At 66.6% G+C, this 16326-nt stretch carries 18 protein-coding genes; 11 read left to right on the top strand and 7 right to left on the bottom strand.

Features of this window, described 5'->3' with window-relative positions:
* Positions 1-29: 29 nt before the first annotated feature.
* Positions 30-2069 (top strand): S9 family peptidase, encoded by a 2040-nt coding sequence (locus NFE57_RS05600; RefSeq protein WP_252134593.1) that lies wholly within the window; start codon positions 30-32, stop codon positions 2067-2069.
* Positions 2070-2168: 99 nt separating this feature from the next.
* Positions 2169-3992: an ABCB family ABC transporter ATP-binding protein/permease gene (locus tag NFE57_RS05595; protein WP_252134592.1), complete on the top strand. Its 1824-nt coding sequence runs from the start codon at positions 2169-2171 to the stop codon at positions 3990-3992.
* Positions 3993-4061: 69 nt separating this feature from the next.
* Here the strand turns inward: NFE57_RS05595 and NFE57_RS05590 are convergent, their stop codons facing one another.
* Positions 4062-4340 (bottom strand): GNAT family N-acetyltransferase, encoded by a 279-nt coding sequence (locus tag NFE57_RS05590; RefSeq protein ID WP_252134591.1) that lies wholly within the window; start codon positions 4338-4340, stop codon positions 4062-4064.
* A gap of 61 nt (positions 4341-4401) precedes the next feature.
* Here NFE57_RS05590 and recQ point away from each other — a divergent pair, with 61 nt between their 5' ends.
* The 6 genes from recQ to NFE57_RS05560 all read left to right on the top strand — a co-directional run bounded on the left by recQ (position 4402) and on the right by NFE57_RS05560 (position 9734).
* Complete coding sequence (gene recQ / locus NFE57_RS05585; RefSeq protein WP_252134590.1) at positions 4402-6165, top strand: DNA helicase RecQ; 1764 nt, start codon at positions 4402-4404, stop codon at positions 6163-6165.
* 45 nt (positions 6166-6210) lie between these two features.
* Positions 6211-6645, top strand: coding sequence for a protein tyrosine phosphatase family protein (locus NFE57_RS05580; RefSeq protein ID WP_252134589.1), 435 nt, complete (start codon positions 6211-6213; stop codon positions 6643-6645).
* A complete protein-coding gene (locus tag NFE57_RS05575; protein WP_252134588.1) occupies positions 6642-7034 on the top strand; it encodes a hypothetical protein in 393 nt (130 codons plus the stop codon). Before NFE57_RS05580 ends, NFE57_RS05575 begins: the two co-directional genes overlap by 4 nt.
* 10 nt (positions 7035-7044) lie before the next feature.
* Positions 7045-8007: a sterol desaturase family protein gene (locus NFE57_RS05570; RefSeq protein WP_252134587.1), complete on the top strand. Its 963-nt coding sequence runs from the start codon at positions 7045-7047 to the stop codon at positions 8005-8007.
* Entirely contained in the window at positions 7941-9527 is a 1587-nt protein-coding gene (locus NFE57_RS05565) for a GMC family oxidoreductase (protein ID WP_252134586.1), read from the top strand. Before NFE57_RS05570 ends, NFE57_RS05565 begins: the two co-directional genes overlap by 67 nt.
* Before the next feature lie 69 nt (positions 9528-9596).
* Positions 9597-9734 carry a hypothetical protein gene (locus NFE57_RS05560; RefSeq protein WP_252134585.1) on the top strand — a complete coding sequence of 46 codons (138 nt, stop codon included), beginning with the start codon at positions 9597-9599 and terminating at the stop codon, positions 9732-9734.
* A 245-nt stretch (positions 9735-9979) separates the two neighbouring features.
* Here NFE57_RS05560 and NFE57_RS05555 read toward each other — a convergent pair whose 3' ends face one another.
* The 6 genes from NFE57_RS05555 to NFE57_RS05530 form a co-directional block, all read right to left on the bottom strand.
* The gene (locus NFE57_RS05555; protein WP_252134584.1) at positions 9980-11314 is read right to left on the bottom strand and encodes an ammonium transporter; all 1335 of its coding nucleotides are present in this window, start codon (positions 11312-11314) and stop codon (positions 9980-9982) included.
* 19 nt (positions 11315-11333) lie between these two features.
* Positions 11334-11672 carry a P-II family nitrogen regulator gene (locus NFE57_RS05550; RefSeq protein WP_252134583.1) on the bottom strand — a complete coding sequence of 113 codons (339 nt, stop codon included), beginning with the start codon at positions 11670-11672 and terminating at the stop codon, positions 11334-11336.
* Between the two features lie 134 nt (positions 11673-11806).
* Positions 11807-12025: a putative signal transducing protein gene (locus tag NFE57_RS05545; protein WP_252134582.1), complete on the bottom strand. Its 219-nt coding sequence runs from the start codon at positions 12023-12025 to the stop codon at positions 11807-11809.
* Entirely contained in the window at positions 12025-12591 is a 567-nt protein-coding gene (locus NFE57_RS05540) for a pyridoxamine 5'-phosphate oxidase family protein (protein ID WP_252134581.1), read from the bottom strand. The genes NFE57_RS05545 and NFE57_RS05540 overlap by 1 nt, the downstream gene beginning before the upstream one ends.
* A gap of 21 nt (positions 12592-12612) precedes the next feature.
* Positions 12613-13776 carry a cystathionine gamma-synthase gene (gene metB, locus NFE57_RS05535; protein ID WP_252134580.1) on the bottom strand — a complete coding sequence of 388 codons (1164 nt, stop codon included), beginning with the start codon at positions 13774-13776 and terminating at the stop codon, positions 12613-12615.
* A 22-nt stretch (positions 13777-13798) separates the two neighbouring features.
* Entirely contained in the window at positions 13799-14227 is a 429-nt protein-coding gene (locus NFE57_RS05530; protein WP_252134579.1) for an Rrf2 family transcriptional regulator, read from the bottom strand.
* Positions 14228-14508: 281 nt separating this feature from the next.
* Here NFE57_RS05530 and NFE57_RS05525 point away from each other — a divergent pair, with 281 nt between their 5' ends.
* The 3 genes from NFE57_RS05525 to NFE57_RS16735 are packed head-to-tail and all read left to right on the top strand — an operon-like array spanning position 14509 to position 16273.
* A complete protein-coding gene (locus NFE57_RS05525; RefSeq protein ID WP_382279673.1) occupies positions 14509-14922 on the top strand; it encodes a group III truncated hemoglobin in 414 nt (137 codons plus the stop codon).
* A gap of 45 nt (positions 14923-14967) precedes the next feature.
* Positions 14968-15657: an alternative oxidase gene (locus tag NFE57_RS05520; protein ID WP_252134578.1), complete on the top strand. Its 690-nt coding sequence runs from the start codon at positions 14968-14970 to the stop codon at positions 15655-15657.
* A gap of 1 nt (position 15658) precedes the next feature.
* Positions 15659-16273: a TehB family protein gene (locus NFE57_RS16735; protein ID WP_353653869.1), complete on the top strand. Its 615-nt coding sequence runs from the start codon at positions 15659-15661 to the stop codon at positions 16271-16273.
* Positions 16274-16326 lie beyond the last annotated feature (53 nt).

Genomic DNA, 16326 nt, shown 5'->3' with positions numbered 1-16326 from the left:
CAGGAAACATAGAATCGGGGAGAGGTTTCATGCTGTTGCGTCGCTCTCATCTGCTTGCGGCCGGGCTTGCCGCCATGCTGCTTTCCACCACCGCGCTCGCCGCCGATACCGCCGCCCCGCCGCTGATCGAGCGCGCCAAACTGTTCGGCAATCCCGACAAGGCCGGCGCGCAGATCAGCCCCGACGGCCAATGGCTGTCGTGGCTGGCGCCGCGCGATGGCGTGCTCAACGTCTGGGTGGCGCCCGCGCGCGACCCGTCGCAGGCCAGGCCGCTCACCAACGAGCGTACCCGCCCGATCCGCAGCGCCTTCTGGTCGCCCGATGCGGCGATGGTGCTCTACGTCAACGACACCGGCGGCGACGAGAATTTCAAACTCTATGGCGTCAACGCGGCGACCGGCGCGGCACGCACCTTTACCGACTTCCCCAAGACGCGCGTCCAGCTCGTCGGGACCAGCCATCACATCAAGGATCGGCTCCTGATCGGGCTCAACAACCGCGATGCCCGCTGGCACGACGTCTACAGCCTCGATCTCGGCACCGGCAAACTCACCGAGGTGATGCGCAACGACGGTTACGCCGGCTTCCTCGCCGACGACAATCTGGTGCTGCGTCTCGCCGCCAAGGCGCGCGACGACGGCGGCTATGATTATTTCAAGATGACCGACGGCAAGGTCGCCGCGACGCCGACGGTATCGTTCGGGCTCGACGATTCGCTCACCACCGCGCCGGCCGGTTTCACCAACGACGGCAAGACCCTCTACTGGCTCGATTCGCGCGGGCGTGACACCGCCGCGCTGATGGCGCAGGACGTCGCGACCGGCAAGATGACCGTGATCGGCGAAAATCCGAAGGCCGATATCGGCGGCACGCTCACCGATCCGGTGACGGGCAAGGTCGAGGCCTATGCGGTCAATTATCTCACCAACGATTACGTCGCGGTCGGCGATGCGGTGAAGGCCGACCTCGCGTTCCTCAAGAGCCAGAACAAGGGCGAATTCTACGTCACCGATCAGACCGCGGACGGCACCAAGTGGCTGGTCGCATTCGATCCCGTCACCGCACCCTCCTCGACCTGGGTCTATGATCGCGCCCAGCGCACGCTCACCGAATTGTTCGTGACGCGGCCCCAATTGGTCGGCGCGCCGCTGGTGCCGATGTGGCCCGAGGAGATCAAGGCGCGCGACGGGCTGACGCTTGTCTCCTATCTGACGCTGCCCAAAACGGCCGATGCCAATGCCGACGGCAAGGCCGATCGACCGGTGCCGATGGTATTGTTTGTCCATGGCGGCCCGTGGGCGCGCGACGATTACGGCTACCATCCCTATCATCAATGGCTCGCCAATCGCGGCTATGCCGTGCTCAGCGTCAATTTCCGCGGCTCGACCGGCTTCGGCAAGGGCTTCACCTCGGCGGGCGACCTGCAATGGGGCCGCAAGATGCACGACGATCTGCTCGACGCGGTCGATTGGGCGGTGACTGAGGGCGTGACGACGCGGGACAAGGTCGCGATTATGGGCGGCTCGTACGGCGGCTATGCCACGCTGGCGGGGATGGCATTCACCCCCGACAGGTTCGCGTGCGGCGTCGACATCGTCGGCCCGTCGAACCTGTTCACCCTGCTCCAGACGATCCCGCCGTATTGGGAAGCCGGCAAACAGCAATTCTACAAACGGATGGGCGATCCCAACACCGAGGCCGGGCGCGCGCTGCTCAAGGAACGCTCGCCCTTGTTCGCCGCGGACAAGATCAAGCGCCCGCTGCTGATCGGGCAGGGGGCCAACGATCCGCGCGTCAACGTGCGCGAATCGCAGCAGATCGTCGATGCGATGGCGGCCAAGAACATTCCCGTCACCTACATCGTCTTTCCCGACGAAGGGCACGGCTTCGCGCGGCCGGAAAACAACATCGCCTTCGCGGCGGTGGCGGAGAACTTCCTCCAGCCCTGCCTCGGCGGCCGTGCCGAGCCGATCGGCGACACGCTCGCCAAATCAACCGCGCAAACCGAACACGGCGCCGATGGCGTCCCCGGGCTGGCGCAAGCCGTGGCCGCGAGCGCGGCGAAATAGCGCGCCCATCCTGATACCGCGCGCGCCCGGTTTCCCAACGCGCGGAAACCGGCCGTGCGCGGTAGCGCCGCCGCGCCAGGCGCCCTACATGCGGGCACCATGCCGCCCGATACCGCCACCTCGCACACGCCGCTCGATCAGCCGCTGTGGCCGACGCTCCGGCGTTTCCTGCCCTATCTGTGGCCGGCGGACGAACCGCGCCTGAAGCTGCGCATCGTCGCGGCGATGCTGCTCGTGCTCGCCTCGAAGCTCGTCCAGGTGTTCGGTGCCGCCTATACGCTCAAATATGCGGTCGACCGCATGGCCGCCGGCGATCGCGGGCTCGCCACGCTCGTGATCCTGCTGGTGATCGGTTACGCCGCCGCGCGCTTTTCGACGACGCTGTTCGACAATCTGCGCAACGTCGTGTTCGAGCGCGTCGGGCAGGAAGCGACGCGGCGCCTGGCGGCAAAGGTGTTCCGCCACCTCCACCAATTGTCGTTGCGCTTCCACCTCGAACGCCGCACCGGCGCGGTCACCAAGGTCGTCGAGCGCGGCACCAAGAGCATCGATACGATGCTCTATTTCATGCTGTTCAACATCGCGCCGACGGTGTTCGAGCTGGCATTGGTGCTCGGCATCTTCTGGATCAATTTCGGCCTGTGGCTGGTTGCGGCGACGATCGTCATGGTCGCGGTCTATATCGTCTTCACCCAGAAGATCACCGACTGGCGCAATGCGTTGCGCGCACGGATGAACGATCTCGACACGGGTGCCGTCGCGCACGCGGTCGATTCGCTGCTCAATTTCGAGACGGTCAAATATTTCGGCGCCGAGGAACGCGAGGCGCGGCGCTACGATCAGGCGGTCGAGGCCTATGCCGGCGCCGCGGTCAAAAGCGAGAATTCGCTCGCCTTGCTCAACGTGGGGCAGGCGCTGGTCACCAACGCGATGCTCGGCGGCGGGATGGCGTTCGTCGCCTGGGGCTGGAGCCAGGGGCGCTTCTCGGCGGGCGACGTGGTGTTCGTCTCGACGCTGTTGTCGCAGCTCTTCCGCCCGCTCGATCTGCTCGGCATGGTCTATCGCACGATCCGGCAGGGCGTGATCGATATGGGCGCGATGTTCGCGCTGATCGACACCCCCAGCGAAGTGATCGACGTGCCCGGCGCCCCCGCGCTGGCAGTGACCAAGGGCCATGTCCGCTTCGAGGACGTGCGTTTCGGCTATGACGACGGCCGCCCGATCCTGAAAGGCATCACGATCGACATTCCCGCCGGGCACACCGTCGCGGTGGTGGGGCCGTCGGGGGCAGGAAAATCGACGCTCGCGCGGCTGATGTACCGTTTCTACGATCTCACCGGCGGCCGCATCACGATCGACGGGCACGATATCGCGGCAGTGACGCAGGCGTCGTTGCGCGCCGCGGTCGGCATCGTCCCGCAGGATACGGTGCTGTTCAACGACACGATCGGCTACAATATCGCTTATGGCCGCGAAGGCGCGACCGAGGCGGAGATCGTGGCCGCCGCGCGCGGTGCCGCGATCGCCGATTTCATCGAGCGCCAGCCCGACGGTTACGCGACGCGCGTCGGCGAGCGCGGGCTCAAGCTCTCGGGCGGCGAGAAACAGCGCGTCGCGATTGCGCGCACGCTGGTCAAGAACCCCCCGATCCTGATCCTCGACGAAGCCACCAGCGCGCTCGACAGCCGCACCGAGGCCGAGATCCAGGCGACGCTGGAGGCTATCGAGGCGGGGCGCACCACGATCGTGATCGCGCACCGCCTGTCGACGGTGGTCGATGCCAATGAAATCATCGTGCTCGACGCGGGCCGCATCGTCGAGCGCGGCACCCACACGCAACTGCTGCGTCTAAACGGCCTCTACGCCGAGATGTGGAACCGTCAGGCCCAGGAACGCGCCGAACAGACGCTGGCGGCGGAATAGGAGTCCGTCACCCCAGCGAAAGCTGGGGTCTTGTGCCGCTCGAGACTCCAGCCGTCGCTAGAGTAACGGTCATTTCACCAGATCACGATATTCGGGGTGGCGCTCGATATAGGCGGCGACGAATTCGCATTGCGCCACCACCTGCAACCGCTCGTCGCGCGCGGCGTCGAGCGCGGCGCGGATCAGCTTGCTGGCAACGCCGCGCCCCTCGATCGCCTTGGGCACTTTGGTATGCGTGAACACGATTTTCCCGCCCTCGCGCTGGTACGCGGCGATCGCGCGATGGCCGTCGACGTCGAGTTCGAATTCCTGTTCGGCGCGGTTGTCGCGCACGGTGCCGACCGTCATTCGCTGTCCTTTCGCTTCGATGGGTTGGTGTAACGCCCCGAAGTGCGCAATAGCACCGGCAATGACCGACCCGCGCGACATTCTCAATTCAGTTTTCGGCTTTTCGGACTTTCGCGGCGTGCAGCGGCAGGTGATCGCGCGCGTTCTGGAAAGCACGCGGACGCTCGCCGTCATGCCGACAGGCGCCGGTAAATCGCTGTGCTATCAGCTCCCCGCGGTGATGCGCGAGGGAACCTGCGTCGTCGTCAGCCCGCTGATCGCGCTGATGCACGATCAGTTGCGCGCGGCCGAGGCGGTGGGCATCCGCGCCGCGACGCTGACCTCGGTCGACGACAATCGCGCCGAAACGCGTGAGCGCTTCGTCGCCGGCGATCTCGACCTGCTCTACGTCGCCCCCGAGCGCGCCTCGTCGGGCCATTTCCGCGACCTGCTGAGCCGCGCGAAGCTCAATCTGTTCGCGATCGACGAGGCGCATTGCGTCAGCGAATGGGGGCATGATTTCCGCCCCGATTACCGGCTGCTGCGCCCGCTGCTCGATAGCTTCCCGCAAGTCCCGCGCCTCGCGCTGACCGCGACCGCCGACGCGCATACCCGCGCCGACATCCTCGACCAGCTCGGCATCCCGCCCGACGGGCTGATCGTCGCCGGGTTCGATCGCCCCAACATCCGCTATGCGATCAGCCCCAAGGCCGGGACGACGCAGCAGATCGCCGACCTGATCCGCGACACCCCCGGCCCCGGCATCGTCTATGCGCCGACCCGCGCGGCGACCGAGAAGCTTGCGGAGGCGCTCAGCCGGACCGGGCGGCCGACGCGGGCTTATCATGCCGGGCTCGATCCCGCGGTGCGCGCGCGCAATCAGGCCGATTTCGTCGCCAGCGAGGATATGGTGATCTGCGCGACGATCGCGTTCGGCATGGGGATCGACAAGCCCGACGTGCGCTTCGTCGCGCACGCGGCGCTCCCCAAATCGATCGAGGCTTATTATCAGGAAACCGGCCGCGCGGGGCGCGACGGCGATCCGGCGGTGGCGCATCTGTTCTGGGGCGCGGAGGATTTCGCCAAGGCGCGCCTGCGGATGAGCGAGGTCGAGCCCGAACGCCAGGCGGGCGAGCGCGCGCGGCTGACCGCGCTCGGCGCGCTGGTCGAGACCGCGGGGTGCCGCCGCGCGATCCTGCTGCGGCATTTCGGCGAGAACCCGCCCGCCACCTGCGGCAATTGCGACAATTGCCTCCACCCGCCCGCCGCGCTCGATGCAACGCAGACCGCGCGCAAATTCCTCTCGGCGGTGTTCCGCACCGGGCAAATGTTCGGCGTCGGCTATATCGAGGAGGTGCTGACCGGCCGCTCGAGCGAGCGCAGCCTGATGAACGGCCACGAAAACCTCTCGGTCTGGGGAATCGTCGACGGCGACGAGGCCGCGTTGGTCAAACCGGTCGCGCGCGCGCTGCTGCTGCGCGACGCGCTGCGCACCAACGCGCATGGTGGACTCGAATTCGGCCCCGGCGCGCGCGGGCTGCTCAAGGGTGGGGAGGAACTCGCACTCGTGCTCCCGCCCCGGCGTGAGCGCCGCCGCCGGCGCGGCACGGCGGAAGCCAATCCGATCGGCGATCCGCTGTTCGAGGCGCTGCGCGCCAAGCGGCGCGATCTCGCCGCCGAGGCGCAGGTGCCGCCCTATGTCATCTTCCACGATTCGGTGCTGCGCGACATGGCGGCGATCCGCCCCGGCAGCCTCCAGCAACTCAGCACCATTTCAGGCGTTGGCGCGAAGAAACTGGAGGCCTATGGCGACGCTTTCCTTCGGGTGATCCAGGACGCACCATGACGCGAAGAATGAAGGGGCCTGCCCTTTCCGAGAAAAGAGGACGCAATGCAGATTCGCCGGATTGACGATCGGATCTCGGTCTCGCCGCAGATCGACCCCGCCGATGTCACCACGCTGGCCGCCGAGGGGTTCCTCGCGATCATCAACAATCGCCCCGATGCCGAGGAAGCAGGCCAGCCCGAGGGCGCGGCGGTAGGCCATGCCGCCGAGACGCTCGGGCTCGATTATACCGCGATCCCGATCGACCATAGCGGCTTTTCGCATGCCAAGATCGAGGCGATGCGCGCCGCGCTCGACGCGGCCGGGGGGCCGGTACTCGCCTTCTGCCGCTCGGGCACGCGCTCGGCGCATCTCTGGGCGCTCGCCGAAGCCAAGGCCGGCGGCGACCCCGAGACGATCACCGCCAAGGCGGCCGCGGCGGGCTACGACCTGTCGGGCATCCGGCCGCTGCTCGATAAGCTGTCGTCCGGGCGCGCATGAACTGGCTGGTTCTCGCCGGATCATTGGTGGCGATACTGGCACTGGCGGGGGTCGCCTGGCTGCTCAGGCTCGGTCGCGACGGCAAGGTCGAGGATGCAAGCGTCGCGGCGCAGGCGGTCGAGGACGCGCTCGCGGGCTTCCGGGCGGAAGGCGCGCTGGTGTCCGATGACGATCTCGCCGCGATCGTCACGGGGGATGGCGGCCGCGTCGCGGTGGTCAAATGCCACGGCGTCAACCTCGCGGTGCGCGAGGTCCGCTGGTCGGCGGTACGATCGACGCACGAGGGGATCGAGGTCGAAACCGGCGATCGCCGCTTCGGCCTGATCAAGTTGAAGGGCGTGGACGTGCTCGACGTCCGCCGTATGGCGCGCTCGCTGACATCAGTGTAAACAAGCGGGCATGGAGTTGCCCGATCCGGTCACTATCGCGGTTCCCGCGTTCGTCGTGCTGGTGCTCGCCGAGATGCTGGTCGTGTGGGCGACACACCGGCGGCGGCGCTACGAGCCCCGCGACACGCTGACCTCGCTCGCGCTCGGGCTGGGCAGCACGATCGCGGGCGTATTGTCGGGCGGGCTGGTGGTCGCGCTCGCCTTCTGGGTATGGCAGTTCCGCCTCTTCGACATCGGCTATCAATGGTATTGGTTCGTCGTCGCCTTTGTGATCGACGATTTCGCTTATTACGTGTTCCACCGCTCGGCGCACCGCGTGCGCTGGTTCTGGGCGAGCCATGTCATTCACCATTCGAGCCAGCATTATAATCTGTCGACCGCGCTTCGGCAGACCTGGACCGGCTTTTTCAGCGTGTCGTTCGCGTTCCGCCTGCCGCTGTTCCTGATCGGCTTTCCGCCGGGCCTCGTGTTCTTCGTCGCAGGGCTCAACCTGATCTACCAATTCTGGATTCACACCGAAGTGATCGGGCGGATGCCGCGCTGGTTCGAAGCGGTGATGAACACGCCGTCGCACCACCGCGTCCACCACGCGACCAACCCGCGTTATCTCGACAAGAATTATGCCGGCGTGTTCATCGTCTGGGACAAATGGCTCGGCACGTTCGAGCCCGAGCGCGACGACGACAAGCCCCGCTACGGCATCGTCAAGAACCTCGGCAGCTTCAACCTGATCTGGGCGGCGTTCCACGAATGGGTGGGGATCGCGAAGGACGTGTGGGCGGCACCCGGGCTCGCCAACAAGCTGGGCTACATCATCCGCGAGCCCGGCTGGAGCCACGACGGCAGCCGCGACACGAGCGCAACGATCAAAGCACGGTGGCAGCAACGAGAGCAGGGAGAGGCCGGGTGGAGGAAGCCGATATCGTCGTCGTCGGAGGCGGATCAGGGGGCGCCGCCGCCGCAGGTCGCCTGAGCGAGGGCGGCCAATATAGCGTCGCGATCCTCGAAGCGGGCGGGGCCAATGACGGCATCCGCACGCTGTGCCCCGGCTTCATGGCGTTCCAGACCCCGGCGACCAACTGGCAATATGAAACCGTCCCGCAAGCCGGGCTGAACGGCCGCCGCGGTTATCAACCCCGCGGCAAGGGCATGGGCGGATCGAGCGCGATCAACGCGATGCTCTACATTCGCGGCAATGCCTGGGATTACGATCGCTGGGCCAAACTCGGCGCGACCGGCTGGGGCTGGGACGAGGTTCTCCCCTATTTCAAACGCGCCGAGCACAATGTGAACGGCGCCGACGCCTGGCACGGCGTCAATGGGCCATTGTGGGTGAGCAATCAGGATTATGCGCACCCCGGCGCCCATGATTTCATCGAAGCGGCGCGGCGGCTGCAAATCCCGGTCAACGCCGATTTCAACGGCGCCAGCCAGGAAGGCGTCGGCCTCTATCAGGTGACGCAGAAAGGCGGCGAGCGCTGGACCTCGGCGCGCGCCTATCTGGGCGAAGCCAAACGCCGCCCGAATCTCAATATCCTCACCGACGTGCTCGCCGAACGCGTGGTGGTCGAGGACGGCCGCGCGGTCGGCGTCGCCTATGAACGCGGCGGCGCGCACCACGTGATCCGCGCCCGCCGCGCGGTGGTGCTGGCCGGCGGGGTATTCGGCACGCCGCAATTGCTGATGCTTTCAGGGATCGGCGGCCCGGCGCACCTCGCCGAACACGGCATCCCGGTGCGCGTCGCGCGCGATAGCGTCGGGCAGAATTTGCAGGATCATGTGGATTACGTCGCGAGCTTCGAGACGCCGGGCACGGCGTTCATGGGCCGCTCGCTCAAGGGCAGCGTGGATGTCGTCCGCGCGATCCTGCGCTGGAAATGGTCGCGCTCGGGGCTGATGACCACGCCCTATGCCGAGGCGGGCGGCTTCCTAACGGTGACCCCCGGCGCGCCCGCGCCCGACGTCCAGCTCCATTTCGTCATCGCCCCGCTCGAGGATCACGGCCGCGTCGCGGTCAAGGCGCACGGCTATAGCTGCCACGTCTGCGTGCTGCGCCCCGAGAGTGCCGGCAGCGTGACGCTCGCCTCGGCCGATCCGCGCGCGGCGCCGCTGATCGATCCCGCCTTCCTCACCGACGATCGCGACATGGCCGTGCTCAAGGCCGGGGTGCGCGCGATGTACCGCATCCTCGAGACGCCGCCGCTCGCGGATCATCAAGGCAAGGACCGCTATCCGGTCGATCTCGCCGACGACGCCGCGCTCGAACAGTTGATCCGGTCGCGCGCCGATACCGTCTACCACCCGGTCGGCACCGCGCGGATGGGATCGGACGACGCGGCGGTGTGCGATCCGCGACTGCGCGTGCGCGGGGTCGATGGACTCTACGTCGCCGATGCGTCGGTGATGCCCAGGCTCGTCTCGGGCAATACCAACGCGCCCTCGATCATGATCGGCGAACGGTGCGCCGATTTCATCCGAGACGATCTTGGCTGAGAGATAGACGGCACCTTCCAAACAGACGCAGCAATTGCAGGTTCAGCCTTGTCCGCTACATGGGCGGGCATGGACCGCAAGAACTGGAACCGCCTCGGCCTCGCCGCCGTGATCCTGCTCGCCCCCGGCGGATTCATCCTCGGCGCCACGCTCGCCGCCAGGAAATGGCGCGAGCGGCAGGCGGAGGACCGCAAAGACGACGATTGATGCCCAAGCCGCCGCGCCGTCCCCGATACCGTTCGCCCTGAGCCTGTCGAAGGGCCGCTCTTCTTGCCCGAGCAGGCAAAACGGGTGCCTCGACAAGCTCAGCACGAACGGAGGAGAATGGATCGCGAAACAGGTGCCTCAGTTTCGGGCCGCCTACGCCATCACGTCAGTCAAAAAGATAAGCCAACGCAAAAAATGGCCGGTGCGTCGCCACACCGGCCAGGGGGTTCGCAGGAGGAACCTCGTCAATAATTGTAGGCGCGCTCGCCATGTTCGCCGAGATCGAGCCCTTCGCGTTCGACCTCTTCGGAGACCCGCAGCCCCGTCACCCGACGCGCGACGATGATCGCGATCGCGGTGCCGACCGACGCCCAGATGATCGTCGTCACCACCGCCTGAAGCTGGATCCAGAGCTGCGCGCCGATCCCCACCGCGCCATCGCCCGGCCCGCCGAAAGCGGGCGCGTAGACGATGCCGGTGCCGATCGCGCCGATCATCCCGCCGACACCGTGGATGCCGAACGCGTCGAGCGAATCGTCATAACCGAGCCGCGGCTTGAGCATTGCGACCGCGTAATAACAGACCAGGCTGGCCATCGCGCCGAGCACGATCGCGCCAAGCGGCCCGGCATTGCCCGCCGCCGGCGTCACCGCGACCAGCCCGGCGACGATCCCCGAACAGAAGCCCAGCGCCGACCCCTTATGGCCGTTGAGCCGCTCGACCAGCATCCACGCCAGCCCCGCCGCAGCGGGCGCCACCAGCGTGTTGATCATTGCCAGCGCCGCCGACGCATTGGCCTCGAGCGCCGATCCGGCGTTGAACCCGAACCAGCCGACCCACAGCAACCCGGTGCCGATCCCGGTCATCGTCAGCGAATGCGGCGCCATATAATCGGTCGGATAGCCGATCCGCTTGCCGAGCATGATCGCCGCGACCAGCGCCGACACGCCCGCGTTGATATGGACCACCGTGCCCCCGGCAAAATCGAGCGCGCCCTTCTCGAAGAACAGCCCGCCGGCCGCCCACACCATATGCGCGATCGGGACATAAACGATCGTCAGCCACACGGCCGCGAACACCAACACCGCGGAAAATTTGAGCCGCTCAACCAATCCGCCCAGCACCAGCGCGATCGTGATCGCGGCAAAGGTCATCTGGAACGCGACAAAGACATATTCGGGGATCGCAACCCCGTGGGTGAAGGTCGCGGCGGTCGTCTCGGGCGTGACGCCTCTCAGAAACGCCTTGCCGAACCCGGCAATCAAGGCGCTGCCCACCCCACCCGGAAGGTCGGGCCCGAACGCCATCGTATAGCCCCACATCACCCAGATCAGGATCGCGAGACACGCCACCGCGCCGACCTGCGTCATCGTCGAGAGCATGTTCTTGGCCCGCGTGAGCCCGCCGTAGAACAGCGCCAGCCCGGGAAGGATCATCATCAGGACCAGGATGGTCGCGGTCATCATCCAGGCGGTATCGCCCTTGTCGACGGTGGGCGCCGCGCTCTGCGCCCAGGCGGGCAGCGCCGTGAAGAGTGCCGCGCCGACACCGGCGACCCTCAGGATTTTCAAGCCAGCCATCATCGCGTCCCCCTTGTTGCTACAGCGCATTGTCGTCGGTCTCGCCGGTGCGGATGCGCAGGGCGCCGCCGACATCGAGGATGAAGATCTTGCCGTCGCCGATCGCGCCGGTGGCCGCGGCGGTCTGGATCGCCTCGACGATGCGGTCGGTGCGATCGTCGGCGCACACGATCTCGATCTGGACCTTGGGCACCATGTTGGTGCTGTATTCGGCGCCGCGATAGATTTCGGTCTGGCCCTTCTGGCGGCCGAAACCCTTGACCTCGGTAACGGTCATCCCCGCGACGCCGACATCGGTAAGGGCGTCGCGCACGTCGTCGAGCTTGAACGGCTTGATGATCGCGGTGATCAGTTTCATGCGCGCGCCCCTTGCTGTGACGCGAGGCCACCTCGCAAAGCGCGTGCCAATGCCGAAAAGCCCGCGATCAGGCGCGCCGGGCGGTCAGGCGCCTATGCGCATGCGATTATTTTTGTGCAGCCGCGAGGGCTTGCCTAAAAATCAGGCAGCGTCGGCGATTCTGCCAGAAGCGCTTGGGCGGCGCCAAGGTCATCCTCATCGACCATCACGCGTGAGGGCACGAGCAGCCAGCTTCCGCCCGCGATGCTCGCATCGGCATCAAACGCGATCGCGGGAATATCCGCCGCCTCAAGCCGGCCGACGATGATCAGCGCCTCGTTGCGATCGGTGCGCAACAGTTCGACGAGCGCCATCAGTCGCGCGTGTCCCACGCCGGAATCTCGGTTTGCACACGCAGCGGCAGGCCGTCGATGCTCTGCGTCCGCCCCGAAATCCTGGCGAGCCGCTTCACCGGGTCCTGCTGGCCATGATATTTGGCCAGCGTTTCGCGCTCGCGTTCGAGCGTCATCCGCGGCACGCCCCAGCCGCAACTCGTCATCACACTGTCGACCGCGATCGAGAACACCTGCCGCACGCCCGGCAGCCGCGGAAACGGCGCGGCGCGCGCGGCGAAGCCCGCGTCCTGCGGCAGCGTCGCGACGCCGTGGCCGTAGAGCCGCAGGATCAGCGCGGGATTGTCGAACGCGCAGAACATGATCGTGATCCGGCCATCGGCGGCGAGATGCGCCTGCGTCTCGTTGCCCGAACCGCCGAGATCGAGATAGGCGACATTGCTGGCATCGAGCACGCGGAACGTGTCCATCCCCTTGGGGCTGACGTTGATGCGCCCGGTGGCCGCCGCGCTCGCGACGAAGAACATCGGCTGCGCGGCAATGAAGGCGCGATGCTCGTCGGTCAGCGCGTCGAAGAAATCGGCCATGCCATCCTCCCTTCCCGCCGCTCAGGCCAGCGCGGCGAACCCGCGTTCGAGCCCGGCGATCAGATCGTCGGCGTTTTCGAGCCCGACCGACAACCTCAGCAGCCCGTCGCCAATCCCCGCGACGCGACGCGCTTCGACGCCCATATCGGCGTGCGTCATCGTCGCCGGGTGCGCGATCAGGCTTTCGACTCCGCCGAGCGATTCGGCGAGCGTGAACACCGTGACCGCCTCGACCAGCCTGGCCGCCGCCGCGGCACCGCCTGCCAGATCGAAGCTCATCATCGCGCCGAAGCCCTGCTGCTGTACGCTGGCGATCGCGTGGCCCGGATGCGAGGCCAGCCCCGGATAATGGACCGCCTCCACCGCCGGATGCGCGTCGAGCCACGCCGCGATCAGCCCGGCATTGCGCTGCTGGCGCTCCATCCGCGCGAACAGCGTGCGCAACCCGCGCAACGTCAGCCAGGCATCGAAGGGCGATCCGGTGACGCCGACGACATTGGCCCACGCCCGCAGCCGCTCGACCTCGGCGGCGTCGGCGGCGATCACCGCGCCGCCGATCACGTCCGAATGGCCGTTGAGGAATTTGGTGGTCGAATGGACGACATAATCGGCGCCCAGCCCGATCGGGCGCTGCACCGCGGGCGAGAGGAAGGTGTTGTCGACCACCACCTTGGCGCCGGCGGCGTGCGCGCGCGTCGCGATTCGCGCGATGTCGACCACGCGCATCAGCGGATTGCTCGGGGTCTCGATCAGCACCAGCGCCGGCGCGTCGGCCAGCGCGCGCGCGAGTGCCGCATCGTCGCCCTGATCGACGAAGCTCAGCCGGAACTGGCGTTTGGCGGCGCGCGCGGCGAGCAGGCGATAGGTGCCGCCATAGCAATCGTGCGGCGCGACGATCAGATCGTCGGGGCCGAACAGCCCGAGCACCAGATCGATCGCGGCCATCCCCGTCGCGGTGACGACCGCGCCCGCGCCGCCTTCGAGCGCGGCCAGCGCGTCGCCCAGCATATCGCGATTGGGGTTGCCCGACCGGCCGTAATCGTACCGCCCGGCGCGCTCATAGCCCTCGAAGGCATAGGTGCTCGACAGATAGAGCGGCGGCGCGATCGCGCCGAAGCTGGGATCGTGTGCCACGCCGTGCGCGGCGGCAATCGTCTCGGGGGCGGGTTTGAACGTGTCGGTCATCGCAAGGTCCACACACAGCGCATCAAGCGGGTTCGCGTTCGACCAACAACGCACCGATGTCCAGTCGTTTGGCGAGCAGATCCTCGAGCGTATAGCCATCGAGGACCGCCATGAACGCCGCCAGCGCCTCGTGCAGCGCCACCGTCAACCCACAGGCCGGCGCGATCACGCAGGCATCGCAATCGGCGAGCGCGAACCCCTCTTCGGTGTGCCGCACCAGCGCGCCGACATTGATCTCGCTCGGCGCCCGCCCCAGCCGCATCCCGCCGAAACGGCCGCGCACGCTGGTAACATGACCCTGCCGCACCAGATCGTTCGCCACCTTCATCAGATGGTTCTGCGACACGCCATAAGCGCGCGCGATCTCGGAAACCGAACACAGGCGATCGGGCCGCGTGCCGAGATAGAGCAGCACGCGCATCGCATAATCGGTATAACGCGTCAGGCGCATCGGGCTCCCCGGTCAATGCCTGTGTCCGATCCGAAAGTCCGCCGACGGCGAGTTTCGGATCGTTCGGCACCGGCCCGCTCCCCCACGGGGTCCCCACAAAGTACTACTTTGTGGGGTGCACCCCACCCGGCCACCCACGGCAGTATTTTATGGGTGGCCGGGTGGGGGAGCGGGCCGGTACCGAGATTTCGAATCAGACACTCACTTTAATATGCATCTATATTGCATATATCAAATCACGCGTATACATGCGCTGCGAATGCATGTTTTGGAGGCGACTCGTGACCACGATCGACGACATCCTCGACGGCCTCGACGATGACGGGCTGAAAAGTGTCGTTCACAATTTCTACGGGCGCGTGCGCGACGATGCCGAACTGGGGCCGGTGTTCGACGACGCGATCTCGGATTGGCCGCACCACCTCGGCAAGATGGTCGATTTCTGGTCGTCGGTGATGCTCACCACGGGGCGCTACAAGGGCAATCCGATGATGATGCACCTGAAGCACAAGCGGCGCATCACCCCTGAATTGTTCGATCGCTGGCTGGCGCTATGGGCCGAGACCACCAATGAGTTGATGCCGCCGCCTGTCGCCGCCGCACTTCAGGCCAAGGCCGGGCGGATTGCGGAAAGCCTTCAGCTCGGTCTGTTCTTCAGGCTCGATCCGCACCCGTCGAGCCCTGCGATGGCCTGATCCGCCTTTGTTGAATCCGATGACCTGAATACCGGGAGACCCGTCATGCAGACTGCCCCGTTCGTCGATGTCAACGTCCATCACGCCCCGGTCGGCCTTGCCGATCGTGTCGCGTTCGCCTTCACCAAGGCGATGCGCTTCTGCGCCGATACCTTTTTCGCCAAGCGCTATGGCCACCGCGCGATCGTGCTCGAAACCGTCGCGGCGGTGCCCGGCATGGTCGGCGCCACGCTCACCCATCTCAAATGCCTGCGCCGGATGTGCGACGATCAGGGCTGGATTCGCACGCTTCTGGAAGAAGCCGAGAACGAGCGGATGCATCTGATGACCTTCATCGAGGTCGCGCAACCGACCCTCTTCGAGAGGTGGGTCATTTTGGCCGTCCAATGGGCCTTCTACGTCGCCTTCTTTGGTCTATATCTGGTGAGCCCCAGAACCGCGCACCGCGTGGTCGGCTATTTCGAGGAAGAAGCGGTGATCAGCTATACCCTCTATCTGGAGGAACTTGAGAGCGGTCGCAGCCCGAACCTGCCCGCGCCCGCGATCGCCCGCCATTATTGGAAGCTCGGCCCCGATGCGACGCTGCGCGACGTGGTGCTCGTGGTCCGCGCCGACGAGGCGCATCACCGCGACGTCAACCACGGCTTCGCCAGCGAGCTGGCCGGGCATCGGGTCGATTCGGCCGCGCACGCGCCCTACCCCGAACATGCGGATGATCTCCGCATGGCGGCCTGAGATGAGCGACACACCGACCACGCTTCTGGGCACCAGCGCGGGCAAGGACGCGCGGGCCGATTTCATCCGCTCGATGCGCTGGATCGCGCTTGCCGGCGTCCTGATGGTCGCGGGCGCGCTCTGGTATATGTCGCTGTTCGGCCCGCTCACGCTGCACACGGTGATCGCCACCACGCTCGGCGTGTTCATCTCGATGCTGCTCGGCTGCGGGCTGTTCGCCGCGGCGTTCTTCAGCTCGAAAAGCGGCTACGACCAGAATGTCACCGACGCGACCCGCGCCGATTTCAATCCGTCGCACCTCCCCGAGGGGCTCGAATCATACAAGCGCACCGGTGATTTCACCGAAACCACAATCCCCGCCGCGCTGCGCAGCGCGCACAACACCAAGGCGGGAAGCTGGGGGCTGATCCACGTCGCAGAGGGGCGCTTGCGCTATCGCGTCACCGACCCCAACCGCGCGCCGCTCGAGCAGATCCTGACGCCCGACACCCCACCGGGAATCGTCGAACCGACCATCCTGCATCAGGTCGAACCGCTCGGCCCGGTGCGCTTCCACGTCGAATTCTGGCGCCAGCCGTCCGATCAGGGCGTCGCCCCAGACGGCAAAGCCGCCTAGGGCAAAGAGCGCCACAGCCGAACCGTTCGCCCTGAGCCTGTCGAAGGGCCGTT

The sequence above is a fragment of the Hephaestia sp. MAHUQ-44 genome, from assembly GCF_023806085.1.
In the GTDB taxonomy this organism is placed as follows: domain Bacteria; phylum Pseudomonadota; class Alphaproteobacteria; order Sphingomonadales; family Sphingomonadaceae; genus Sphingomonas.
The sequence above is the reverse complement of the archived record's forward strand: the minus strand, read 5'-3'. Positions and strand labels throughout refer to the sequence as shown.